Origin of the sequence: Thermococcus sp. (genome assembly GCF_015523185.1) — an archaeon.
Taxonomy (GTDB): Archaea; Methanobacteriota_B; Thermococci; order Thermococcales; family Thermococcaceae; genus Thermococcus.
Genome location: NZ_WAKV01000055.1, coordinates 35,946 through 59,355 on the forward strand (window position 1 = coordinate 35,946; position 23,410 = coordinate 59,355).

The window sequence follows — 23,410 nt, forward strand, 5'->3', positions numbered from 1 at the left end:
AGTTGGGGATTACCAATGAATAAAGAGCTCATAATTCCTTGGGTCATTGTTTTTATACCAGTATTTTGCCCCAACGGCATTGTAAGCAACTACAAAAGGTGTCCCATAGGACGAACCACCAGCTTGTCTGTAGAGAGTTACTGAAACATCTGCATCTGCTCCACCATAGTTGAGCCCAAAACTGAACGTAACTTCTTTGACCATCCAGCCGGAGCCAGAGTTTCTTGGCTCAAATCCAAATGCTACTCCGTTCTGATTGATTGTATCACTGTAACTTGGAACGGCAGGGGGAGTTTCAACGGACACTTGACCACTAGAGAGCCCACTTATTCTCACAGGCTTAAGGATATACTGGGTTACCGTAAGTCCGGTTATCCAGGATGTATAGACGTAGGCATTAAGCTCATACATAACGTGAGCCATCACTGTTTCTTTCTTATATTTCCCGGAGTTTGTGTTATCAAGTGTAACCCAAGTGGTTACATAGGAGACCGCTTTGTCCTTGCCGCTCTTCCCCCATTCATGGGGATTCGGTGGGGTTAAATATCCAATTATGTATTGATCAAAGGAATCATACCAAAGAGCCGTTTGTTGATCTGTTCCATAACCGTTAACTATGTAACCCCCTGATATCCACCAAGAAACCTTGGTCCAAGGGGCACTATGTATGACTCCTGCTGGGAGGTAAACGGTTTGTGTTTGAGTTTTTACAGGGGTTGAGGAGTAAGCAATGCCTTCTGAGTATTTAAGATTGATTCCTTGACTTTCCAGGTCTCTAACAAGAGTTTTTCCTTTGAATACAGCCGATTTGGAGACGTTTTTTTCGACGAGCTTTAACTGAATGTTCAGTTGTGTTATTGGTTTTTTGGGTTCAAAAACAACAAACTTTCCACCGCTGTAGAATTTCCCATTTACATATCCAAAGACCCCTACATAGTACTCTCTATCCCTAAAAGCAGTTCTAGTTCTCTGAACTAGCTTACCGTTTTGAAGAGTACTAAATTTTCTTAAACCTACTGGGATTCTTTCTATTTTGAATGCAGTTTGAGAATAACCATTTATGTGTTTTACAAGAACAATCTTTGGAGAATCTGAGGAATAATTAATAATTGTCAGAATCAAATCCCCCGTAAACTCCTTTCCGTTAATCATTGGCTCAACGTTGAACACTGCAAGCCCAACTGGCTTTCCCTGGAGCCAGTCTCCGTATAGTGAGTACAGTTGCCCAGAATATGCTGGAGGGACACCCTCAATTGCCGGTGCAAATAATAGAAATCCGACAACAAAGATAGATAGGTAAGCTACTACATATTTTCTTCTCATAAATTCACCTTCTTTAATTTTCAATGATAACTATAGACAAAAGTATATTTAACCTTTTTTTCTATATTCATCGAAACGCCAAGTTTTTATATGAAAAGAGCCGAATTAGTTCGGTGATTCTAAATGGCGAAAGGTCTGACCGAGAAAGACCTCGGAAAGTTCAGGCTCGTCGGAAACATCGACGCGTTCAGGAGAAAGCTCGTCTTTCAGGTGACGGAGATAAGCGTTGAGAAGGACGACTACTTCTCAAGGCTCTACCTCTACGACGGAAGGAGAGTTAAACCCTTCACCTCCGGCAAGAAGGACGGGAATCCAAGGTTCTCGCCGGACGGGAAGCTCGTAGCTTTTACCTCCAAACGCGATAAAGGCGAAGAGGCAGAGATGTACGTCATCCCGACCGATGGGGGGGAGGCAAGGCTTTTAGCGAAGTTCAAGTACGGGATTAAGAACCTCCGCTTTACGGAGGATGGAAAGGGCATAGCGGTCGTTACTCCGATAGACATCGAAAAGAAGCCCAAAGACGATGTCCACCTGATTAAGGAGATTCCATTCTGGTTCAACGGAATCGGCTGGGTCTATGGGAAGAGGAGCGTGGTTTATCTTGTGGACGTTAAAACGGGGAAGAAGAAACGCCTAACGCCGAAGAACCTCGACGTCTCTCAAATCCGCTTCCACAGAGGAAAGCTCTACTTCATCGCTCAGGAAGACCGCGAGAGGAAGCCGATGGTGAGCGACCTCTACATCCTCGAAGGGAAGAAAGCTAGACGCCTAACACCAGGGAAGTGGAGCATCTCGGATTTCATACCCCTCGACGATGGAACCTTCATTTTAAAGGCCAACACCCGCGAGCGTGGAATCCCGACCAACACCCACATCTACCACTACGACCCCGAGAGTGGGGAACTCAGAAAGCTTACAAAAGACCTTGACAGGTCAGCCTACAACTCGCTTAACAGCGACGTTCGCGGTGCCCAGAGGGCAGAGCTGGTTTTTAAGGATGGCTGGGTTTACTACGTTGCCACCGACGGTCCGAGGGCGAACCTCTTCAGGGTGAACCTCAGCGGGAAGATTGAGCGCGTTGTTGGTGGAAACAGAAGCGTTGAGAGCTTTGCAATAGGGGATTACATAGCCTTCACTGCCCAGGACGAAGTAACTCCGACAGAGCTTTACATCCTGAGGAACGGGAAGGAGAAGCGCGTTACCAACTTCAACGACTGGATTAAGGAATACAGCCTCTCGAAGCCCGAGCACTTTGAAGTTAAGGCCAGCGATGGGGTTGAGATAGACGCGTGGGTAATGAAGCCCGTTGGCTTTGAGCCGGGCAAGAAGTATCCGGCAGTTCTTGAGATACACGGCGGGCCTAAAACCGCTTACGGCTACTCCTTCATGCACGAGTTCCACGTCTTGACGGCCAAGGGCTTTGTGGTTATCTTCTCCAACCCCAGAGGAAGCGACGGCTATGGAGAAGAGTTCGCCGACATAAGGGGGCACTACGGTGAGAAGGATTACCAGGATTTGATGGAGGTCGTTGATGAGGCTCTAAAGAGGTTTGATTTCATAGATGAGGAGAGGACAGGCGTCACCGGCGGTTCCTACGGCGGCTTCATGACGAACTGGATTGTTGGTCATACGAACCGCTTTAAGGCGGCAGTTACTCAGCGTTCAATCTCAAACTGGGTAAGCTTCTTCGGAACGACGGATATAGGCTACTTTTTCACTCCGGACCAGATTGGCGGCGACCCCTGGAGCAACGCTGAGGGCTACTGGGAGAAGAGTCCGCTGAAGTACGCACCGAACGTTGAAACCCCCTTGTTAATAATCCACTCTACAGATGACTACCGGTGCTGGCTTCCAGAGGCGTTGCAGTTCTTCACGGCCCTCAAGTACCTCGGAAAGACGGTTGAGCTGGCGCTCTTCCCGGGCGAGAACCACGACCTATCCCGCTCTGGGAAGCCTAAGCACCGCGTGAGAAGGCTCGAGCTGATTGTTGGCTGGATGGAGAGGTGGCTCAAGTAGCCCGAAATCTTTTATTTTTTACCCTTGAAAGTTCCCAGGTATGAAGGCCATCGAAGTCGAGAATCTGACAAAGTACTATGGAAGCCTAAGGGCCCTTGACGCCGTCTCCTTTTCTGTCCCCGAGGGGGTTATCCTAGGGATAATCGGGCCTAACGGTGCCGGGAAAACCACTCTCATCAGGATTCTGAGCTGTCTACTGACCTATGACGAAGGAACCGTCAGACTCTTCGGAAAGGAAATAACGAAATGCAGAGACGGGATAAAGAAGAGAATAGCCCTCCTCCCACAGGAGGCTAGAGCGCATTTCTACACGCTGACGCCCTTCGAGTACGTCTATTACTACCTCAGGATGCGCGGTCTGCCGAGGGGAAAAGCCAAAAGCAGGGCAGAGAAGGCCATGGAGGAATTTGAGATTGATTATCCGGACAGAATAGTCTCGACGCTCTCGGGAGGGATGGTGAGAAAGACCCTCCTCGCGATGGTTCTATCGGCTGATGCCGGGCTCTACTTCCTAGACGAACCTACGGTTGGCCTCGACGTTGAAAGCAGGCTGAGGCTGTGGGAGATACTTCGGGAGAGGGCAGAGAGTTCAACTATAGTCCTGACAAGTCACTACCTCAACGAGATATCGAGCGTGTCAGATTTGGTCCTGCTGGTCAAGGGCGGAAAGGCCCTCGCCTTTGGAGAGCCAGAGAAAATAGCAAAACGCTACCTCTCCGGCTTCACCTCGAAGCTCGTCGTCTTCGACCGCTTTGAAGGCGATTTCGTGGTAAGAAGGGCTGGGAAGGACACCTTCGTTTACCTCCGCTCAAAGGCCGAGGAAAGAGAGGCTACAAACTTACTCGAGGAGCTTGGAGTACCGTTCAGGCGGGAAGAACTCACGATAGAGGATATCTTCCTAATGGGTGGTCTGGAATGATTCTTGCGATAGTGGAGTATTACCACAGAGCCCTGATGAAGGGAAAAAGCTCGATGCTCAGCTTCGCGATACAGCCCCTTTCCTTCATCTTCATAGTCTACGTCGTCAGTGACGGAAGGTTTCTTTCCTCAGCGATAGCCGGTGCGATGGTGAGCTTCATCGTCGGGGTTGGAATAGCGGACCTCTCGATAGAGCTCGTGGGCATGAAGGTCCGCTCGAAGTTCTACGACATCTTCACTTCCCTCCCGGGGAGAGGAATCGAGAAGACCCTCGGGATTTCAATCGGCATGAGCCTGCCCGCCCTTCCTTACGTCATTGTGCTGGGGTTTTTCCTCACAATGAGCGGGGGAGTTGAGAACCTTCTCCGCATTCTCTTTGCGGTAACAGCTCTCTGGCTCTGGAGTGTCTCTCTAGGAACGTTTCTTGGGGCGAGGATAAAGGAGCCCCTAACGGTTATGAGGTTCTCAACGATTCTAACGACACTCCTGACGGTCTTTCCGCCAGTTTACTATCCTCTCAGTGTGGTTCCAGAGCCACTGAGGAAATCCCTGCTCCTTATCCCAACAGTGAGCGCTTCAACAGTCATGAGTGGAGAAAAGATAGGGCTTGCCTTTATTTCCTTGGCTTTCTGGGCTGTAATTGGAGTATTCATGCTCCTCAAATTTGAACTTAGGGAGAGGTAAAAGTCTTAAATAAATCCACATAATTGTCCAATATGATCCTTCTCCGCCCCCTTAGAAAGGAGCCTGGGGAAACGCCGGTTGAGAAGTACGAGGAAGCGCTCAAAGAAACGAGGAATGTAGAATGGAAGAGGCTCTCTACGACACCGACGTCCTGATTGAGGCAGTCAAATCCGGGGAGGAGCTCAATGGGCATACAACGGTTCTCAACGTCGTAGAGTTCCCCAGGGGGCCTTGAGCTGGGACTGACCGTGATAATCTCAACTCTGGAGGACTATCTTCTCGCAATCAAAATTTCGCAGGCGATGGTGAAAAGGGAAACCCCAGTTCCAGAGGTTGATGCAATAGTTGTCGCCGTGGCCATTAACAGGCGTTTAAGCTCGTGACAAAGGACAGACACTTCGAGTGGATAAAGAAAGAGTTTGGGGAGTTAAAGCGTGTAGTCCAGAACTTTCTTAGCTTCCTCGACATGCTCTGGATAGACGTTCTTAATCTCGGGATGGAGAGCCTTGATGACCCTTCCGATGAGGACGAAGAGCGTTCCCGCTATAATCGGAAGCTCGTTTATCACATCTTCCTCAAGTGGAATGTCACCCGGTATCTTCTTGAGGACGTACTTCCTGATGGGCTCAATCTGAACGTTCTCGTCCTCGATGACGGCCCTGAAGAGGTTGAGGCTGTTCTTGAAGCCCTTGGTAATCGGGATGTGGCGCATCTTTATTGTGCTTGAGCGCTCGGCCTTCGCGTTTTCGTAGGCAACCTCGAAGAGATCAGCGAGCTTCTTCTCAACTATGTCCATCATCTCCTCGGCACGGGGCTTTATGACAGCAAGCTCACAGGTTCTCTCCAGAATTTTCTGGAGCTGTGGGTAGGGTATTATCATCTCGGCCATGTCCACCACCTCCTCGTTTTTGCCGGGAAATTTTAGTAACTCAGGGTATATAAAACTTTCGAACCCTTTTTAAAAGCACTCCCCCATTGACGGACATGCTCGGAGTAATCATGGCGTTTCCAGAGAAGAGGTGGGAGAACTACACTACCCCAGTCAACGGCGAACCGGTGGTAAAGCTCACCGAAAAAAGACTGCGGACGAGCAAGAGGATAGAGAGAGCAATAACAATCGTGAGGAGGGACAAGCTGAAAACCTACTCGCTCTACCTCTTGAACCCTGTTCCTGTTTCAGCGAGAAACAAAATCGAGGCCCTTCTCAAAGCCCTTCCGGACGAGCCGTTCTTTCTGGTTGAGGGGAACATGCCCCTGCTTATGCCATTTCTCGTGAACTATCTTGTTGGACTCTACTACGAGAACGAACCCGAGGCCGTAATCCCGGTCTGGCGCGACGGGAGCAGAGAAGTTTTCCACGCCGTTTATGAACCAGAACCGCTGAGAGATGCGGTGGAGTCTGCATTTGCTGAAGGATATAAGAGCTTTTCGAGGGTTGTTGAGTTCCTTGACTACGAGGCGATTTCGATAGAGGAACTTGCAAAAAGAAACCCAAAGGTCACGCTGAGCTTCTTCCGCGTTAAGAGCTCCTTTGATGTGGCCTTTGCAGAGAAAACTATAGAGGAGCTCAAAACTCAGGGAGAGCTCTTTTAACGGCCCTCGCCATCCCAACGGCTACGAGGGCCTTTGCTATGTCCAGGGGCACGAAAGGAAGGACGCCGATGTAGAGGGCCTTTGCAAAGTTGCCCCCTAAGTAAAGGCCGAGCCTAAGCCAGCCGAGTAGATAGATGATGCCAAGGGCCAAAAGGGAACCGGCAATCCAGAGGTACGAACTCTTAAACCGCTCTGCAAAGAGGCCCGCGATAAACGAGGCAAGCGGAAAGGCCAGGAGGTAGCCACCGGTGGGGCCGTAAAGGTGGGCAAAACCACCCGTAAAGCCGGCAAATACGGGAAAACCAACCGCACCAGCTAAGATGTAAATGGCCTGAGTTAAAAACCCGAGCCTCGCACCAAGGAGAAGACCTGACAGGATGACCATGAAGACCTGCAACGTGAATGGAACGGGCCCTAAGGGTATTTCAATCTGGGCACTCACGGCAGTTAATGCCACGAAGAGAGCGGTTAGAGATACTTCCCTCGCATTCATGTCGGCTAAATCGGGGCTCATATTTAAAAGAGTTAGTGCTCCCGTAGGTGTGATGATTAGGGTGGAAAACCTCCACTTTGCCTACAACGAACAGGAAGTCCTTAGGGGGATAGACCTTACCCTCGGGGAAGAAGTCCTTGCCCTAGTTGGCCCGAACGGGAGCGGAAAGACGACACTGGCGAAGCACCTAAACGGCCTGCTCAAGCCGGAAAAAGGCAGGGTTCTGGTCGATGGGCTCGACACGAGGGAACATACGGTAGCCGAGCTCAGCAGAAAGGTTGGTTACGTCTTTCAAAATCCCGAACACATGTTCTTTGAGGAGACGGTTTTTAATGAGGTTGCCTTCGGGCCAAAGAACCTCGGACTCGATAAGAGAGAAGTTGAGGAACGCGTGAGATGGGCCCTTAAAGCTGTAAACCTCGAAGGTTTTGAGGAAAGGGCTCCATACTCCCTCAGTGGTGGTGAGAAGCAGAGGTTGGCAATAGCCTGTGTCTTGGCAATGAGGCCAAAATATTTAATCCTTGACGAGCCCACAACTGGACTCGATTTGAAGGCCGAGAGGAGCGTTGTGGAAGTCATTAAATTCCTCAGGAAAAAGGGCCACGGAATCCTTCTCATAACCCACGACATGGACTTAGTTCTAGAGCTTGCCGAACGGGTTGTTCTCCTTAACGATGGAAGGAATGTCTTTGATGGGTCCGTTGAGGAGTTCTTCAGGCTCAACGTTGAAGGATACGGCTTAGAACGGCCAGAGCTTATGATTTTATCTGAGAAACTTGGGACAGGCTTCGTGAGGAGCGCCGAGGAACTGGTCGGGAGGGTCGGCGGTGATTTATCAGTTCTACGTTGAAAGGAAGTCCTTCCTACACTCCCTCGACCCAAGGGTTAAAATAATAGCCACGTTGCTTGGGATATCTTCTCTCATGCTCTTCAACGACCCGAAGGTTCTCGTCCCCATGTTCTTCCTAATCCTGTTCTCGGGGAAGTTCCTAGGAAGGCTTGGAATTGGAGAACAGTTAAGGCTTTTGAAGCCACTGGCATTTCTGGTCGTTCTTACCCTTTTCCTATGGCCCTTGATTTACAAACCAAGGCTTATCGGCTTTCTCCTCGGAGTTTCGTTCTCGCTTCGCCTCTTGGGTTTTGGCCTGATAACGTTTCAGCTACTCATGACAACGAGGCAGAGGGAACTTATACTCGGCTTTGTGAAGCTCGGCGTTCCCTACGAGATAGGCCTGACTCTCACCATAGCCCTCCGCTACATCCCAACGCTCTACGGCATAGCCAACACAATCATGGACGCCCAGAGGAGTCGCGGTCTTGAGCTCGATAGGGGCAATATATTGAGCAGAATAAGGAAGACCGTCCCAATCCTGATTCCGCTGATAGTTGCCTCCCTCAAAACCGCCCACGAGCTCAGCATAGCCCTTGAGAGCAGGGCCTTTGGAGCGGGCAAGAAAAGGACGTTTTACAGGGACATTAAAATGAGAGGAACGGATTATGCTGTTTTCTTCACCGTTGTTTTGACCTTTGCCCTGCTCCTGTACCTGCGTTTTGTCCACGGGTTTGGGCACATACTCATCTACCAGCAATGAGTTTTACGAGAGAATCAACAGGAATCAAGTGGTCTCCAATGTTTCCTATTTGCTCAGGAGGGGCCTTTAGAACCGTTACGTTCAGCTTGTGGTGTCCCCTGTAGGAGCTTGTTCTGAGGACAAGGAGGGCATCGAAGAGCTCAGGGAGAAGGAACAGCCTTGCGAATTCACCGGGAAGGTCGAGCTCGTTGAGGGTCAGGGTTTCGTGGTGGAAGACTAATGTGAGCATCATGTCGTCCGTTTTCCGCCTGAGCTCCAAGAGGGTTTCCCGGGAGATGTTCTTGAGGGCTGGGAACTGGGAGACCAGAACGAGGGAACCATCGTCTACGTATTCGAGGGCCTGAAGAAGCTCGTCGCCGCTATAAACACTCGCCGATAACAGGTTTGAAGGCTCGACTTCGAGGGCCTTAAGAACCCCCGGAGCAAAGACCCTCTTCGGTCCGACGTGGTAGGCTTTTCCACCGCGAAGGGACTCGCCCAGAAGGGTGTGGACGAAGATAGAGCCAGCTAACTCATCGGTAGAGACAATGGCCGAGATTGAGGCCTGACTGAACTCAAGGGGAAACCCCTCAAAGGGTTTTATTCCGCTGATTTCTTCCACTGGCTGGAAAAAGCCCGGCATCGTGAACCCTTCGCGGAAGTCCTATTTATCCTTTCCGCTCATGGATGGAACATTCCGAGGGTTGCAACTCCCATCAGTCCGAGGATTCCGGCGATGATTAGCTCAACCACAATCGCTATCAGCCACGCCAAGAACGCCCTAATCCAATCCGTGTGGAAGACGACCTTTATGACCCATACGTAGGTCACTATGAAGGCCAGCCAGCCGAGGGAGATTCCAAACGGCCCCATTACCGAAAAGACCAGTGACACTATTCCGCCAATGATTAGCCCCAGGATTCCACCGCCGACGATTGCAACCATTGCGCCGATAACCGATGCGTCCTTTATCCCGACAAGCTTCGCGCTGAAGGCCAGCACTAGGCCCGCTATGAATAGCGCGAAGAGAAAGCCTATCAGCGCAACTACTCCAAACCCCGTGAAAGGTACCATTCCAGCATGCCCGTACACCCTATCACCCGAACTATTTACGGCGAGGTTGTTTAATAACTTGTCCCAAAAGGCCTATAAGGTTCAACTCCAACGGGAGCCGGTGGTTAGAATGAGCGTTGAGAAGGCTCTATGGGACTTCTTCTACAACTACTTCTGGGAGCCGATGTTCACGAGGAGTGGCTACAACGCTGTCAATACCTTCGTTTACGCCCTGCTGTTCGGTTTAGGGGTCATTTATTCCTACCGCTACATAATCAAGCCGTTGAAAATAAATGTTGACGAGAGGCTTTTCTGGGCTGTAACTCCAATGGTCGTCTTTGGGGCAACTGTCAGGGCTCTCGTGGACGGTGGGGTATTGCCAGAGAACCCCCTGATTTTGACGCCGGGAATCTTCTTCACGGCCTTTGCCCTAATAGTCCCGGCAATCGTTGCCGATGCAAAGCTGAAGACGTATCCAAAAATAACGATAGCGTGGGGAACCATTCTGGCGCTCTGGGCGAACTATCTGTTGATTACCCACGCAAAGAACTGGCGCCCCTACGAGCTGACCCTAATTCACACGGCCATAAGCTGGGCTGTGGTTCTGGCGTTCTACAAGTGGAAGCCCTTCGATAAGCTCTACCTGTATCCTGTGCTGGCTCACTACTTTGACATAGCCTCAACGGTGGTGGGAATCCACTTCTACCACTACCATGAGGTTCACTGGGTCGAGAGCCACCTTGTCCGGTGGTTCGGGGCCTACATCTACTACCCGTGGATAACCCTTATCCTGATTATCGTCTACTACGCCCTCCGGGAGCTCGTTCCCGACGAGGAGGAGAGGAAGTTCTGGTATCTGGCGATTTATATCCTCGGCCTCGGCCCGGCGATACGCGACCCGGCTCAGATGGTCCTTCAGGTGTGAGTGTTCTTCCCTCCTCTATTTCCCTCCTCAGCCTTTTAGCCTCTTCCTCGGCCTTCCTCACGCAGAAGACCCTCGCGATTCTCTCTACTGCTTCAAGCTTTCTCACTATCCCATCTAACCAAGTGAAAACGTCACCGGGATAGACTATTAGCCCGTAAACCTTCCTGAAATGCTCCGCTATCTGGGTCGGGTGCTTTCCATTCCTGCGGAGCTCTATAATAAGGTTCCCAACGCGCTCCATCGCGTACTCGGTGCAGTCATCCTCACCGCACATGAAGAACTCCTGATAGATTGTGAAGAGCCTTTCAGCTGAGTTGGGACTTAACTCCGGGATAACCTTGTCGAGCTCCTCGAGGATTGAGGCGAAGCTTGAGGAAAAGACGTTGGAGCTTATCCTTCCCCTCACGGCGCTTTCAAGCTCCCTCTGAAGCGTCCCGCTCAAATAGAGGTTCTCAAAGGGGAGCAGTTTGAGGGCAATCCAGCGGACGGGCTTCTCCCCCAGGTTCTTCCTTATGAACTCTGCTTCCCTCGGCAGGAGGAAGCTCATACTCACAGCTCTTCCATAGGGGGTGACCTCAACGAAGGGCCTCTTCAGCCTTACAAGCTCGGACTCCTCAAGCTTTTCCAGAACTTTCTCGGCGCTCTGGTTCGCCCCGAGGCATCTCGCCTGAACCTCCTCTATGACGTCAAGCCTGTTAAAGACGCAGGAATGAGCGAGAACATTGTCTTGCTCAAGCTCGTCGCTCCACTCAACGGTGACGGGCTCTATCGGGGCAGTCAAAAGCTTGAAGGCTACCTCTTCCTCCGTTCCCTCCATCCCAGCAGAATACTTCCTACCGGGTTCGACAATTAGGTAAACTTTGCCCTTCTCGTGGTAGAGCGGTCTGCCAGCCCTTCCGAGCATCTGGTGGAATTCCCTAACGCTAAGCCATTTGTTGCCCATCGCGAGACTTTCAAAGATGACCTGCGAAGCGGGAAAGTCAACGCCAGCCCCGAGTGCCGCCGTTGTAACCACCACGTCGAGCCTTTGAGCTAAGAACTCCATCTCAGTAAGTTTCCTCTGCTTGTATGGTAAACCGGAGTGATAGGGCTTTGCTTTGAGGCCTTTACTCGTTAAATATGCTGAAAGCTCGTGCGTCCTCTTGCGCGAGAAGGTGAAGACTATAGTTTGTCCCTTGTAGCCCTGCCTGGATTTCCTCATGGCTTCCGCCTTACAAAGGTTCGCTATGTGCCTCCACTTTTCCGATTCGTTGCGGGCGATGATTATGTGCCTCTCCAAATCCACGGGCCTCTCGTCGTAGAGGACGAGCTTTAGGCCGAGCTCTTTCGCCAGCTCCTCCGGGTTTCCGACGGTAGCGCTCAAACCTATGAACTGGGCCTTTGGGTAGAGCCTCCTCAGCCTCGCGATTAGCCCATCCAAGCGGGGCCCGCGCTCCTCATCATCCAGCGTGTGAATTTCATCCACCACAATCGTTCCAACGTTGCCAATCTTCCTTCCGGCCCTGAGGAGGTAGTCTATCCCCTCGTAGGTTCCCACTATTATGTCCGCATCTATTCCGGTATCAACGACCACGAGCTCGTCCCTCGTCTTTATACGGCTCATTCCAACGCGGATGGCAACCCTAAGGCCTAGCTTTGAATAGCGCCTCTTAAAGTCCTCGTACTTCTGATTCGCCAAAGCGACGAGGGGAACGAGGAAGAGCATCTTTTTGCCTTCCATCGCCTTTGGAATTCCAGCTAGCTCGCCGATGAGGGTCTTACCGCTGGCGGTTGCCGAAACTACCAGGAGGTTTTCTCCTTCAAGGAGGCCGTTTTTCACGGCCAAACTCTGAACCGGGAGGAGTTCCTCAACCCCTTCCTTCTTCAGGACTTCCTTAAACTTCTCTGGCAGTGAGAGCTCATCAATCTTAATCTTCTCAACTTTTACCCGTTTCGCCTTCAGCTCGTCCCACTTGGTTATCTCTGGATGCTTAGTCGGGTCGAAGCGGGGGTCGAAGGCGTATAGGACTTTATCAAGATCCCTAAACCTCTCCAGGAGCTTCTTCGCCTGTTCGAACATCGCTATGGTGTTGAAACGAAACCGGAGCTCCCTCTTAAGCTCGTCCTCGGCACAGCGCTTGCAGATGTACTCGTTACGGTACTTTATCCTGTTGCCAGGCGTTAGAACCGTTATTCTACCCTCGAGGAGACAGAGACGACACAGCTCGGCCTTTTCAACTCTCTTGTTTTGAAGTCTTCGCCTGAAGTAGTCCTCCCACTCGTCGGCGTTGACTAGGACTATTCTCGCCCCTCTCAAAAGCTTCTCTATCTCTTTAGGATTCCTGTATTGGCTTCCCTCAAGGACCTTAAAGAGCCTGCCCTCGCGCATTATGAATCGGTAAACTCTATCTGCCTTAAGTCCCTGCATCTGCGAGAGCTTCTCAGGCTCTTTCTCGATGAAAAATGCCTCAAGCTCGTTCTTCTTCCTTCCGGGCCTTATAACGAAGAGCATCTTCACCGCCTCGGTTAGCCGTCCATTCATCACAGCTCAGAGTCGGGAGGCGTCCTCATCGGCGAGCCAGCAGTCCTTGAGCTCTTCCACGACGAGGTTGGCCTCTATCGTCAGGGCGTTTATTCCAAAGGTCTTTTTTAGACTCCCCAGGAACTCCCTCAGCTCCTCCATGTCCTCGAATTCCGCCTTGATGATGACGTTGCGGTCCCCGGTTTTTATGTAGAGGAACTCGACGTTCTCGAGCGATGCGACTTCTCTCAGAAGGCTTCTCGTGTAGGGGTCAACCTCTTTGAGCCTTATGAAGATTAAAGCCCTGACGAAATTCCCTAGGAAAGACGGGTCTATAATCGCGGAGTAGCCCTTGATGGCTCCAAGCTTTTCAAGCTTTTCGATCCTGCTCTTCACGCTCGCGGGGGATAGGTTAACGCGCTTTCCCAGTTCGGTCAGAGTAATCCTGCCATTTTTTCTCAAAATCCGTAGAATCTCCCTGTCCTTTTCGTCAATTCCCGGCATTCTATCACCGCATAAGGAAAGGAAAAAGTCAGCGGGTAATCTTTACCTGATTCATCAGCTCAAGCGGCTCTGGATTTCTCTCGAAGTACTCCCTGACCGGCTTGAGGAGCTCGATGAGGTACTCAGCGACGGCGTTCTTCAAATCGAGCGGGTGGAGCTTTCCTTCGGCGAAGTCCCTCTTGAGCTCCTCGAAGGTCGTGTATGTAACGTCTCCGCCGAACTTAGCCGGCCTGTGGATGGTAAATTCAGTCGGCTCCTCGCGGAAGATTATGTACTCGGCCCAGTCCAGAACGGGGTTGTAGTTGACCTCTTTAGCTGGACAGAAGGCCTTCCTGAGCTTCTGCCTGATTTCCTCTGGACTGTCGTGGATGAACACTGCTGAGTAGGGCTTGCTCTTGCTCATCTTCATCTGGGTCTTGAGTTCTTTGAACTGCTCCTCGCTCTCTATTGGCCAGACCGGCGGTTCCTGAAGGCCGAGGAGGAGGTGGTGGTGTAGAGCTACCGGTTTGAGCTTCTCGCCCTTCCACTCGAGGGGATGATATTTTAGCTTCTGGGCCACTTCAATCGCTATCACGTGGGCCTTCCTCTGATCCATTCCTGCATGAGCGATAGTAACGCCCTGGTAGAATATGTCCGCCACCTGCATTGCCGGGTAAATCAGCTTGGCGAAGTCTATGGCCTCTCCCATCTGCCGACCCATTATCGTTATCGAGCGCATCATTCTGGCTAGCGTTACGTTCTTTGAGATGTCTATTACCGTCTGCCAGTAATCACCTTTCTCCAGTATCTCGCTCGCTAAAACGAACTCAACCTTCTCCGGGTCGCCACCCATGACCTTAATACTCTGCTTCATGCCCTCCTTGAAGTATGTTAAGGCAACCTTCTGTATCGTCTCAAGGTCACCCCCGAGCTTGTCGTTAATCCAGCTGTGCCAGTCCGCTAAGAAAATTCTGGTCTTGATGCCAGCCTTCTGGAGGTCGGCTATTTTAGCGCCTGCCATCAGCCCGGTTCCGAGGTGAATGTAACCGCTTATCTCGAATCCGATGTAGTGTTGCATGGGAATTCCTACCTCAAAGAGGTGCCTCAGGTTCTCCTCGGTGAGGAGCTCCTCGGTCGGTTTCCTCTTTATGAGCTGAATCTTCTCCTTAACGTCCACCACTACCACCTGAGCCTGAAACGGCGAAAGAGTTTAAGGGCTTTGCGGAAGTTTTTCTAACCCGTTAAACTTTCAAGCGATAAGATTTATAACCGTAATATTGCTAAAGAAGACGGTGATACCATGAAGAAGGTTGCACTGTTCCTGGCGGCAGTCGTCCTGCTGTCTGTTTTTGGGATGGTTGCCAGCCCAGTGGTCAGCGCCGCTGACACCGGCAAGGTTGTTATAGCAGTAGACCTCGCCCACGGCGAGAACCCCAAGGGTCTTACGGACGTTACCTATAAGGGTAAGGTTCTGACACAGGGAATGCTCAAGACACTGACGCAGTACACCTTCGTCTACTTCGGTGACCCCAAGTACGAGAGCGACCTTGGAATCAAGAGGCTTGGTGACAAAATAACGTACGAGGCCCTGAAGAACAACAACGTCACGATTCTTATCCTCGGCCAGCCGACGAGCCCGCTTCTCCCGGATGAAATAAAGGCCATAAAAGAGTGGCTCCAGGAGGGCGGTAAGGTTCTTTGGGTCGCCGGTGATTCCGACTACGGAAACGGTGCCAAGACCCAGCAGTTCATTGACAGCCTTCTTGACCAGCTAAACATAACCAACCTCCGTGTGGACCTCTGTTCTGTCGAGGATGCCGTCAGCAACGCCGGTGGAAAGTCCTACCGTGTCGTTGCCTACGACGACCCGTGGAAGGACACCCCGAAGAGGGACATACTCGTCCAGAACCTCAAGTACGGCGGAAAGGTTCTCGCCCACGGTCCTGGTGTTGTCGCTTGGGTTGACGGCAAGGACGGAAGCGGAAACTGGCACCAGCTTAACGAGACCAGCAAGCCCCAGTACACCTATGTTATCGTCCACTCAAACTCAAGTTCTGACATCACCGAGAACAATGCCCCTGCGGCACACGCTTACCAGGCCGGTGAGACCGGCAAGTTCCCGATTGTTGCAGCCCAGATAGTTAAGGTCGGAGACAACAAGAAGCCCGATGTCATCATCGTCAGCGGTGAGACCCCCATTGGAGGATACGAGCCCATGTGGACAAGCGAATACTACGGTGTTAAGCTCGACGGCCCGACTGTCATCTCAAACATCTTTGAGTGGAGCCTTGAGATGACAAAGGGACTTCCAGCTTCAAGCACTCCGAGCTCAACTACCACCAAGAGTGGCGGAGGAATCTGTGGTCCGGCCTTCATAGTCGGCCTTGCAGTGCTCCCACTCCTCCTCAGGAGGAGGAAGTGACTTCCTTTTATTTATACTTTTGAACCAACACTCTTTTTAAAGGAACCTTGAAGAAAAGGTGGGGGTTGCCATGAGGCGGATGCTCGGAATACTGCTTATATTTGTTTTGGGTCTTAGTGTTGTCGCAAGCGGGTGTATAAGTGGAAGTAGCAGTGGCACAAGCAGCAGTGCGACCCAGGGCATTACTCTGGTTATAGTTACAAGGCACGACGCCACAATCCAGTACAAGACAAAGGAACTGTTTCTAAAGAGCGAGATTGCCAAGGAATACCACATAACCAACCTTAAGTTCATTGGCGTTCCGGAGTCACTCTGGCCTGAGTACATCAAGAAGGGTGCCGACGTTGGCTGGGGTGGAGGTCCAACCCTTTTCGATGACATGTATAAGATGGGTTACCTCGCTCCAATAACAGACAAGAAAGTCCTGAGCCTTATAGGCACCCAGATTCCCAAGGAGCTCGCTGGAATGCCGATGATTAGGGAGGAAAACGGTAAGGTCTACTGGATTGCGGCGGCTCTTTCGTCCTTCGGTTTCACCGTCAACAAGCAGGTCCTTGAGAAACAGAACCTTCCTTTCCCCCACAAGTGGGAGGACATAGCCACAGCAGACTGGGCCCGCGACCCGCCGATGTACGGCATAGCCGACCCAACAAGGAGCACCTCCAACACCAGGATTTACCAGATTATCCTCCAGGCCTTCGGCTGGGACAAGGGATGGAGAATTCTGACCCTTATAGCGGCCAACTCCAAGGTTTACGAGGCGAGTGATGCCGTTAGAGACGCAGTTATAAACGGTGAGATTGCCGCTGGAAACACCATAGACTTCTATGGTTACACCGCAATGAAGCAGAACCCCAACTGTGTCTACGTTATACCGAAGGGAGAGAGCATTATTAACGGTGACCCCATAGCGCTTCTCAAGTACAGCAAGCACCCCGAGGCCGCTCAGGCCTTTATCTACTGGGTCCTCACACAGGGACAGGCCGTTTGGATGAGCCCCGACATCAACAGGCTTCCGATTAATCCGACGATTTTCAACCAGACCATCACCCAAGAGGAGGCCCAGGTTCTCTTTAACGGAAAATACGCCGGGGAGACCTTTGCACAGGCCCGCCCGACTCTGCTTAAGGCATACAAACTCTCTATATCAAGCAAGGGAATACCCTTCAACAGCACCGAGGCACTTAACACTGTGAACGCCCTGCAGTACTACTTCAAGGCCACGCTCATTGACGTTAACGGGCCGCTTCACCAGACATGGATGGCCATAGTCAACGCATACAAGAGTGGCAAGATAACCAAGGAGCAGTTCGAACAGCTCAAGGACGAACTTACGGCACCCATAGAGTTCAAAGACCCAGAAACTGGTAAGATGGTGACGTTCACGGAGCAGTACGCGGCCAAGATAAACAACAGGATTGCAACCGACGCCGCGTTCCAGGGTCAGCTCATGCAGGAGTGGAGAAACGCCGCTCAGGCCAAGTACAACAAGGTCATGGAAGACCTCAAGAAGATGGAGGGTAGCTGACCTTTATACCTCCTTTTTTAACAGGTCAAAGGCAAGAATTCTCTTTTTCTTTCCCAAAACTTCCCCTGGCCTTTTCAAAAACCTTTAAAACGAGTCCGTAAATTCTAAGGTAGTTGCGAGTGATTTAAAAACTGCGAGGAGGTAACGCTAATGAAGGTCAGTAAGTGGAGTGAAAGACTATTCGGAACTCCCCTCCCAGACCCGGTTGTTATAGTGTCCTTCCTGTTCCCACTACTATACCTCTTGGCGTTTTTGGTCATCCCTGTTCTCGTAATGCTTGGAACGGCCTTCGAGTACAACGGTCATATATCCCTCTACTGGTTCAAGAGCATCTTCGGGTCAAGCTATTACTTTAACCTGCATCCCGATGGATATCTTGTCAAAACCGTGCAGTACGGAGGAAAAGAGGTCTACCACTTTTATGGATGGGACTTTGGTGTCGTTCTGAACTCAATCATCGTTTCCATAAGCGTCATGATTCTGACCACAATCCTCGGAACGTTCTTTGCCTTCATAATGGCCCGCTACGATTTCCCGGGCAAGAACATCATGCGTATCCTCCTCTTCATCCCACTCCTCGTTACTCCCTTCGTCAACGTCGTCGTTGTCAAGAAGATGTTCCTTCCTGATGGTCTCATAAACTGGATTTTCTACCAGCACCTTCACCTCTTCCCGAAGCCGGTATGGATTGACGGTCTAGTGGGTGTCATCATTGCCCAGACAATAACATACTATCCAATAGTATATCTCAACGCCTATGCGAGCTTCATTAACATAGACCCCAGCCTGGAGGAACAGGCAGAGAACCTTGGAAGCAGGGGCTTCCATCTCTTCAGAACGGTGACATTCCCACTGGCCCTACCCGGTATAATGGCAGGAGCCATTCTCGTGGGAATATTCAGTCTTGAAGACCTGGCCGCACCGATAGTCTTCCAAGGAAGTGCAATAGCAAAGAAGCTCATGTCATACCAGATTTACAGCTCGTTCGTTTCGGGTTTTGCAATCGGTAACCCACAAATGGCAGCTCTGGCTCTGATAATGCTCACGATAGCCATCATAATGTTCCTAGCCGTCAGGTGGTACGTCGGACTCAAGCAGTATGCCATGCTCAGCAAGGGCGGAAGATGGAAGCCAAGGGTTGCCAAGCCCAAGTGGTGGCAGGCCCTTATCATAGCCTTTGTCGCAGTTCCCCTCCTGTTAATAACAATATTCCCGCAGATTGGGGTTGTCCTCCTGGCCTTCTCAAAGACCTGGTACGGAACATGGCCCAGTGGCTTTACCCTCGAGAACATGAAGGCTATAATAACACAGCCAGACATAAAGCGCGTTATACTCAACAGCCTGCTATACTCAACGGTGGCAATATTTATTATTATACTCCTCTCTCTTACGGCCTCTTACGCCTCCAGCAGGTTCAAGAAGGCCAAGCTTGCCCCGATACTCGACAGCCTCGCAACCATACCGATAGCGGTTCCGGGAATAGTCATTGCGATGAGCTATTTCTTCTTCTTCTCAACGGTCCCGCCGTTCAAGGGAACAATCCTCGACCCCACGAACCTGCTTTACTTCTTCCCGGGAGCGGCGCTTATCTTGGCGTACTCTATCAGGCGTCTGCCCTTCGCGGCACGTTCTATCTCGGCCGGACTACAGCAGGTCCACGTTTCGCTTGAAGAAGCAGCAATGAACCTTGGGGCGGGCAGATGGAAGGCTCTAACGAGCATACTCCTGCCCATGATTTCTCTGAACCTTCTCGGCGGAGCGATGCTGAGCTTTGTCTACTGTATGAGTGAGACCAGTGTTGGTATCACCCTCGGTTCCATAAACTCCACATGGTACCCGATAACGGCCAAGATGAGAGAGCTCATTATGAGTGCCGTTGGAAGTGCAAACCTTGCGGCGGCTCTTGGTGTGTTCCTCATGCTCGTGCAGATAACGGCCATAGTTATAGCCAATGTAATAACCAAACAGAGGTACTCCTTCATTGGCCTTACCTGAGGTGGTGATTAAGATGGTTGATGTAAGGCTTGAAAACATCGTGAAGACCTTTGAGGGAACGACCGCCCTTAAGGGCATAAGCCTTCACATAAAACACAAGGAACTCTTTACCTTGCTCGGCCCGAGCGGGTGTGGAAAGTCAACGACGCTGAGGATTATAGCGGGCTTAGATTACCCAGACAGTGGGCACATCTACTTCGGCGACGAGGATGTTACTTACCTTCCTTCCTACCAGCGCGGTGCAGTCCTTGTCTTCCAGAACTACGCCCTTTGGCCTCACATGACCGTTTTTGACAACGTCGCTTACGGACTGAAGCTAAAGAAACTTCCAAAGGAGGAAATCAAGAGAAAAGTGGAGTGGGCCCTTGAGCTCGTCAAGCTGAAGGGCTTTGAGAACCGCTATCCAACCCAGCTCTCCGGTGGACAGCAACAGCGTGTGGCAATAGCGAGGGCCCTTGTCGTTGAGCCTAAAGTTCTTCTCCTCGACGAGCCACTGAGCAACCTCGATGCCAAGCTTAGACTTGAGATGCGCTCTGAGATAAGGAGAATTCAGCGTGAGCTCGGCATAACCGTCATCTACGTCACCCACGACCAGGAGGAGGCCATGGCAATAAGCGACAGAATAGCCGTCATGAACGTCGGAACCGTTGAACAAGTCGGAACCCCAAGGGACATATACGAGAGACCTCGGACGGAATTCGTCGCGAGCTTTATGGGTAAGACCAACGTCATCCCGGCCAAAGTCGTCGAGAGGAACGGCGACCGCGTTACAGTGGAATTTGAAAGCTTCCGCCTCGATGGGCTTTACTACACCGAGAAGAACGACAACGTCGTCCTCGTCATAAGGCCGGAGCGCATAAAGTTCAGGCCCGGGGAGAACACGGTTTCGCTCGAGGGAACCGTTGACCTCATTGAGTACTACGGATTCTTCACCGAGGTCGTCGGCATATTCGGCAATACCAGAATCATTGCGAGGGCCATAAGCGACAAGGAAGTAGCAAACCTGAAACCGACTCAGCCGGTTACCTTTTACATTGATAGGGACGACATAATAGTCCTGCCCAAGCAGACTCTCTGAATTATATTCTTTTTTCGGTGGTCTTTATGCTGGACGTTTTTGAGGAAAAAAAGGTCTATGAGGTTCTCCTTGTCACGAGGTCTAATATAACTCCCGCTGGTGTTGTTAGGGACGGCAAGAAGTTAAGGTTCAAGTTATTCCCCGGAAAAAGTTTCCGTGAGGTTCTTGAAACCGGTAAAGCCTCAATCCAGCTCACAAATGACCCCGAACTGCTCGTCAGAACGGCTCTAAACCTGCCGCTCAAACTTGAGTTCGAAGAACAAAATGGCCACCGTTGGATAAGAGGCCTTCCGGGAGTTTATGGGAACGTCACGTCAAAGGTCGAGCATTGGGAGGATAACCTTGGAGAAACGGAAGTTTTAATTTGTGAGCTGGTTCCTGAAGGTAAAATCGAGGGAATGCTCCCACTAAGGCCGTTCAGTAGGGCGGACTGCGTCCTTGTGGAAATGGCGGTTTTGTTTACGCGCTATCTCGTAAACCCCCGGGAGGACTTAAGGGAGAAGATTCTCGAGTTGTATTCCGTTTACCGGCATCTTGGTGGTATGTCACCGGTATCTAACTATATGGTATCATTTCTGACAAAAAAGAATCAGAATGGGTGGTAAAGGGACAAGTTAATACGGTATTCAAACGGGAAAGGTTTTAAGATGATTTTCCACCCCTTCAAACGGTGATACCATGGCCAGACGGCTGTTGGCTTTGATAATGGCTTTTGTGGCAACTCTTTCCATACTTGGAGCGGCGACCCCGGCACTGGCCCAGGAATACTCAACAACATACAGCAACTATCTGTACCTCCCCGCGCCAGTAGTTCCCGCCTTTGCTGTCCCAGGAGGAACGTTCAACCTCTATCCCAAGAACGGGGTTCAGATTGAGTCTGTAACTGCAGTCTCGGTCTTACACGGGCCATACAACCTGCAGATTGTCTCCAAGAACGACAAGTCAGTTACCCTAAAGACGCCGGAAGATATAGCACCCGATGACTACTTCCTTCTCATAAAAACCAACAACGGAACCCTTGTTCTCCCGAACGGTCTCAAGGTCTTCAAGGAGTGGCCAAAGACCCTCAAGATAGCTTGGGTAAGCGACACCCATGTAACAACCGGCGCAAAAATCGGTTACGTCTGTGGGCCATACTTCCAGAGCAGTATCTACAAACTCGAGGAACTCTGTTCTGACCCAATCCCATTACACAGCGTTGTTGCAACCTACAGTGCCTACCAGTACTGGGCAATGAATGGAGCGACGCTCCTCATAAACACCGGTGATGAAGTTGACACGAGTGGTGACGTTACGGGATACCAGATAGTCTACAACATCACCAAACTTGCATCCGCTTCAGGTCTCCCTGTGGTCGGAATTAAGGGTAATCACGACGACCCGCCGACGGTTTACACCCAAATCCTCGGTCCAAGGTACTTCTACGTTACAATCGGTAAGTTTATTATAATTGGTCTCGACACAGGTGGTGACCGCGGTTACCCCACTATGGATGAGATTGAGTGGATGGAAAATGTTCTCAACGAGCACAAAGGATACATCCCAATAATCCTCTACCACCACCCGTACTTCTTCAACCCACGCTGGAATTACCTCGGTGGCGTCATAAAGGGACTTGACCCGAGCACCGACTGGGACCAGATTAAGGAATACGTCGGCAGGTACTGGGGAGCTGACCCGGAAGTTGCAAAGCGCTTCCTTGAGGACGTCGTCAAGTACAACATCCCTCTCACCCTGAGCGGCCACATCCACCACGACATGTACTGGCTCTACATAGACAAGGAGGGACACAAGCACTACTTCCTAACGCTCACCTCAACAGGCGCCCCTGACAAGGAGCCAAACCCACCAGCCAACCCAAGGCACAGCCCAACTTGGTACGGAAGCAACCTCGTTGTCGTAACCGAGAACGGCAGCGTTGAGATGCCCTACACCCCAGTCAAAATCGAAAACGACAAGGTCAGGAGTGACTTCATAAGCGTCCCCGTTCCACAAGAGTTCATGATATTCAAACATGAAACTAGCTTTGGAACAACCCTTAAGTTCATTAACGAACTCAACAACAGCGTTTCTGGACCGATAGTGGTTCCGGTTCCGGCCAACGCAAAGGTCGACCCGAGCGTTACCAACGTTACCTACAAGGTGATAGCCTCGAGGGAGATAGCCGGTAAGTATTATATGCTCCTCAACGTTACCGTCCCTAAGGGCATTTCCCAGCTCGTCATCGATACGGGCAAGGACACGGAGAAACCGGTGGTTCAAATAGCCTACCTTCAGCCAAGCCACCCAACACCCGACTCCCAGTTCACCGTTTACTTCACGGCTCAAGACAACCTTGGTATAAGGAGCCTCTACGCCGTTCTTTATGACTCCCAGGGCAACCCTGTCAAGTACGCTAAAGTCGACAGGTACCCCGGAGAGCCCGTCAGCGGAAAACCCGGTAACGACTTTTACATCGTCGAGCTTCCGGGACTCAAGGCGGGCAAGTATAAGCTTGAGATAATAGCCGAGGATTTCTACGGAAACAAGGCCGTCGTTACAAAAGAACTCGCCATAGGAACCAGCAAGCCACCTGCAACTTCAAGCACTCCGACTTCGACCACTTCCTCCAGCGGGAAGAGCGGAATCTGTGGCCCGGCCTTCATAGTTGGCCTAGCGGTACTCCCACTCCTCCTCAGAAGGAGGAGGTAATTCCTTTCCTTTCTTTTCTACCGCAACTTTTATAAAACCGTCCCGAAACCCTATGAGCGAGGGCCCGTAGCCTAGCAGGATAGGGCGCCGGCCTTCTAAGCCGGAGGTCGCGGGTTCGAATCCCGCCGGGCCCGCCA

Annotated in this window: 22 protein-coding genes, 1 tRNA gene and 1 pseudogene; 16 read left to right on the forward strand and 8 right to left on the reverse strand. The window is 51.1% G+C overall.

Annotated features, from left to right (window positions below; genetic code table 11):
* Positions 1-9: 9 nt before the first annotated feature.
* Complete coding sequence (locus F7B33_RS06120) at positions 10-1,347, reverse strand: hypothetical protein (protein WP_297073786.1); 1,338 nt, start codon at positions 1,345-1,347, stop codon at positions 10-12.
* Positions 1,348-1,446: 99 nt separating this feature from the next.
* Between F7B33_RS06120 and F7B33_RS06125 the strand changes: the two genes are divergently transcribed.
* From F7B33_RS06125 to F7B33_RS06145, 5 genes are all read left to right on the forward strand, one after another.
* Entirely contained in the window at positions 1,447-3,339 is a 1,893-nt protein-coding gene (locus F7B33_RS06125; RefSeq protein ID WP_297073788.1) for a S9 family peptidase, read from the forward strand.
* Positions 3,340-3,379: 40 nt separating this feature from the next.
* Positions 3,380-4,258: an ABC transporter ATP-binding protein gene (locus tag F7B33_RS06130; RefSeq protein ID WP_297073790.1), complete on the forward strand. Its 879-nt coding sequence runs from the start codon at positions 3,380-3,382 to the stop codon at positions 4,256-4,258.
* Positions 4,255-4,941 (forward strand): multidrug transporter, encoded by a 687-nt coding sequence (locus F7B33_RS06135; protein WP_297065933.1) that lies wholly within the window; start codon positions 4,255-4,257, stop codon positions 4,939-4,941. The genes F7B33_RS06130 and F7B33_RS06135 overlap by 4 nt, the downstream gene beginning before the upstream one ends.
* A gap of 32 nt (positions 4,942-4,973) precedes the next feature.
* Positions 4,974-5,096, forward strand: a complete 123-nt coding sequence (locus tag F7B33_RS06140; protein ID WP_297065937.1) for a hypothetical protein — start codon at positions 4,974-4,976, stop codon at positions 5,094-5,096.
* 93 nt (positions 5,097-5,189) lie between these two features.
* Positions 5,190-5,324: a hypothetical protein gene (locus F7B33_RS06145; RefSeq protein WP_297073793.1), complete on the forward strand. Its 135-nt coding sequence runs from the start codon at positions 5,190-5,192 to the stop codon at positions 5,322-5,324.
* A gap of 44 nt (positions 5,325-5,368) precedes the next feature.
* Here the strand turns inward: F7B33_RS06145 and F7B33_RS06150 are convergent, their stop codons facing one another.
* Positions 5,369-5,830: a DUF1931 family protein gene (locus F7B33_RS06150; RefSeq protein WP_297073795.1), complete on the reverse strand. Its 462-nt coding sequence runs from the start codon at positions 5,828-5,830 to the stop codon at positions 5,369-5,371.
* Positions 5,831-5,925: 95 nt separating this feature from the next.
* Between F7B33_RS06150 and F7B33_RS06155 the strand changes: the two genes are divergently transcribed.
* Positions 5,926-6,534, forward strand: a complete 609-nt coding sequence (locus F7B33_RS06155; protein ID WP_297065944.1) for a molybdenum cofactor guanylyltransferase — start codon at positions 5,926-5,928, stop codon at positions 6,532-6,534.
* On the opposite strand, the gene F7B33_RS06160 is transcribed toward F7B33_RS06155, so the two are convergent.
* On the reverse strand, positions 6,509-7,027 hold the full coding sequence (locus F7B33_RS06160) for a biotin transporter BioY (protein WP_297073798.1): 519 nt from the start codon (positions 7,025-7,027) through the stop codon (positions 6,509-6,511). The genes F7B33_RS06155 and F7B33_RS06160 overlap by 26 nt on opposite strands.
* Positions 7,028-7,079: 52 nt before the next feature.
* Here F7B33_RS06160 and F7B33_RS06165 point away from each other — a divergent pair, with 52 nt between their 5' ends.
* Positions 7,080-7,877, forward strand: a complete 798-nt coding sequence (locus tag F7B33_RS06165; protein WP_297073799.1) for an ABC transporter ATP-binding protein — start codon at positions 7,080-7,082, stop codon at positions 7,875-7,877.
* On the forward strand, positions 7,855-8,619 hold the full coding sequence (locus F7B33_RS06170; RefSeq protein ID WP_297073801.1) for an energy-coupling factor transporter transmembrane protein EcfT: 765 nt from the start codon (positions 7,855-7,857) through the stop codon (positions 8,617-8,619). The genes F7B33_RS06165 and F7B33_RS06170 overlap by 23 nt, the downstream gene beginning before the upstream one ends.
* Here F7B33_RS06170 and F7B33_RS06175 read toward each other — a convergent pair.
* A complete protein-coding gene (locus tag F7B33_RS06175) occupies positions 8,603-9,241 on the reverse strand; it encodes a hypothetical protein (RefSeq protein WP_297073804.1) in 639 nt (212 codons plus the stop codon). The two genes, F7B33_RS06170 and F7B33_RS06175, sit on opposite strands and share 17 nt — an antisense overlap.
* 38 nt (positions 9,242-9,279) lie before the next feature.
* Positions 9,280-9,690, reverse strand: a complete 411-nt coding sequence (locus tag F7B33_RS06180) for a hypothetical protein (RefSeq protein WP_297065960.1) — start codon at positions 9,688-9,690, stop codon at positions 9,280-9,282.
* Positions 9,691-9,835: 145 nt separating this feature from the next.
* On the opposite strand from F7B33_RS06180, the pseudogene F7B33_RS06185 reads away from it, so the two are divergent.
* A pseudogene (locus F7B33_RS06185) lies at positions 9,836-10,513 on the forward strand (DUF63 family protein); the annotation flags it as partial.
* Here the strand turns inward: F7B33_RS06185 and F7B33_RS06190 are convergent.
* From F7B33_RS06190 to F7B33_RS06200, 3 genes are read right to left on the reverse strand one after another with little or no spacing between them, the layout of a single operon-like run.
* Positions 10,446-13,067 carry a DEAD/DEAH box helicase gene (locus F7B33_RS06190; RefSeq protein WP_366927521.1) on the reverse strand — a complete coding sequence of 874 codons (2,622 nt, stop codon included), beginning with the start codon at positions 13,065-13,067 and terminating at the stop codon, positions 10,446-10,448. The pseudogene F7B33_RS06185 and the gene F7B33_RS06190 overlap by 68 nt on opposite strands.
* A gap of 36 nt (positions 13,068-13,103) precedes the next feature.
* Positions 13,104-13,580, reverse strand: a complete 477-nt coding sequence (locus F7B33_RS06195) for an Lrp/AsnC family transcriptional regulator (RefSeq protein WP_297073806.1) — start codon at positions 13,578-13,580, stop codon at positions 13,104-13,106.
* 28 nt (positions 13,581-13,608) lie between these two features.
* Positions 13,609-14,736 carry a tyrosine--tRNA ligase gene (locus F7B33_RS06200; protein ID WP_297073841.1) on the reverse strand — a complete coding sequence of 376 codons (1,128 nt, stop codon included), beginning with the start codon at positions 14,734-14,736 and terminating at the stop codon, positions 13,609-13,611.
* Between the two features lie 123 nt (positions 14,737-14,859).
* Between F7B33_RS06200 and F7B33_RS06205 the strand changes: the two genes are divergently transcribed.
* The 7 genes from F7B33_RS06205 (at position 14,860) to F7B33_RS06235 (ending at position 23,410) form a co-directional block, all read left to right on the forward strand.
* Complete coding sequence (locus F7B33_RS06205) at positions 14,860-15,981, forward strand: CGP-CTERM sorting domain-containing protein (protein ID WP_297062265.1); 1,122 nt, start codon at positions 14,860-14,862, stop codon at positions 15,979-15,981.
* A 70-nt stretch (positions 15,982-16,051) separates the two neighbouring features.
* Positions 16,052-17,509: an extracellular solute-binding protein gene (locus tag F7B33_RS06210; protein WP_297062263.1), complete on the forward strand. Its 1,458-nt coding sequence runs from the start codon at positions 16,052-16,054 to the stop codon at positions 17,507-17,509.
* A 150-nt stretch (positions 17,510-17,659) separates the two neighbouring features.
* A complete protein-coding gene (locus F7B33_RS06215; RefSeq protein WP_297073808.1) occupies positions 17,660-19,504 on the forward strand; it encodes an iron ABC transporter permease in 1,845 nt (614 codons plus the stop codon).
* A 13-nt stretch (positions 19,505-19,517) separates the two neighbouring features.
* Complete coding sequence (locus F7B33_RS06220; protein WP_297073844.1) at positions 19,518-20,582, forward strand: ABC transporter ATP-binding protein; 1,065 nt, start codon at positions 19,518-19,520, stop codon at positions 20,580-20,582.
* A gap of 26 nt (positions 20,583-20,608) precedes the next feature.
* Entirely contained in the window at positions 20,609-21,187 is a 579-nt protein-coding gene (locus tag F7B33_RS06225; RefSeq protein ID WP_297073810.1) for a DUF447 domain-containing protein, read from the forward strand.
* Between the two features lie 73 nt (positions 21,188-21,260).
* The gene (locus F7B33_RS06230) at positions 21,261-23,273 is read left to right on the forward strand and encodes a metallophosphoesterase (RefSeq protein ID WP_297062102.1); all 2,013 of its coding nucleotides are present in this window, start codon (positions 21,261-21,263) and stop codon (positions 23,271-23,273) included.
* Positions 23,274-23,333: 60 nt separating this feature from the next.
* A tRNA-Arg gene (locus tag F7B33_RS06235) sits at positions 23,334-23,410 on the forward strand.